Below are 1084 nucleotides of genomic sequence, written 5' to 3'. Positions count from 1 at the left end.
CCCTTCAGGGCGCATCAGCCGCGACCCCCCAGGGGCGCGGGGAACTGCGCGACCGGCCACGACGGACCCGCACCCGGCAGACGGCGCAACCCCGACGGCGGCCCCCGGAACCGCTCAGCCCGCGCCCGCGAAATGCCCGCCCACCAGCCTGCGCACCGCGTCCTCGTCCCGCGAGGCCAACGCGTCCAGCAGGGCGAGATGCTCCGCCGCGTCGGCGAGCAGCTCGGCCCGTCCCCGTCGCACCGGGGGCCACTGGGACCGCCGGTGCAGGTCCTCGGCGATGCGGACCAGTTGCTCGTTGCCCGCCAGGGCGAGCAGGGCCCGGTGGAAGGCGCGGTCGGACTCGGCGTACGTCGCCGGGCAGCCGGTGGCGGCCACCCGTACCGTCTCCTCGGCGAGCGGTCGCAGCTCGGCCCACCGCTCGGCGGGCATCGTACGCGCGAGCCGGAGCACCACCGGCACCTCCAGGAGCGCGCGCACCTCCGCCAGCTCGGCGAGTTCCCGTGTGCCCCGCTCGACCACCCGGAAGCCACGGTTGGGCACGACCTCGACGGCTCCCTCCAGCGCGAGCTGCTGCATGGCCTCCCGCACGGGTGTGGCCGAGACGCCGAAGCGCTCCCCCAGCACCGGCGCCGAGTAGACCTCGCCGGGCTTCAGGTCGCCGGTGACCAGCGCCGTGCGCAGCGCGTCCAGGATCTGCCCGCGCACCGAGGAGCGCTGCACCGCGGGCCGCGGCTCGGGGACCGGCCGCTCGCCGTGGGTGTGCTCGCCACGCGCCGCGCCCGGTACCGCGGCGTCCCGCTCCCGGCCCGGGTCGGCGCCGGCGGCCGGCCGCGGCCGCTGCTGCGCGGGCACCCGGGCGGCGGCCGGCGCGTCCGGGGAGCCCTGCTCGCCCTGCTTCACGGCTCCTCCTGGCGGCTTGTCGGCACTTGGGGTCATTGACGACGGGTTGTCGCTTGTCCGTCAAGCACCATAGGCGCACCGGGCGGTCAACACCCCCACCCTGCCGCGCTACCCGGAGGCCGGAGTCACCCACCGCTACGCCGACCACTTCATCAGCGAGGTGTGCGCCTTCGTGGGTGAG

At 76.6% G+C, this 1084-nt stretch carries 1 protein-coding gene; it reads right to left on the bottom strand.

The features are described from left to right. Positions 1-114: 114 nt before the first annotated feature. Positions 115-903: a GntR family transcriptional regulator gene (locus tag ABZV94_RS41955; RefSeq protein WP_356350426.1), complete on the bottom strand. Its 789-nt coding sequence runs from the start codon at positions 901-903 to the stop codon at positions 115-117. Positions 904-1084 lie beyond the last annotated feature (181 nt).

The sequence above is a fragment of the Streptomyces sp. NPDC004658 genome (genome assembly GCF_040609555.1).
Taxonomy (GTDB): domain Bacteria; phylum Actinomycetota; class Actinomycetes; order Streptomycetales; family Streptomycetaceae; genus Streptomyces.
Note: the sequence above shows the minus strand (reverse complement) of the source record. Positions and strands in the feature narration are given on the sequence as shown.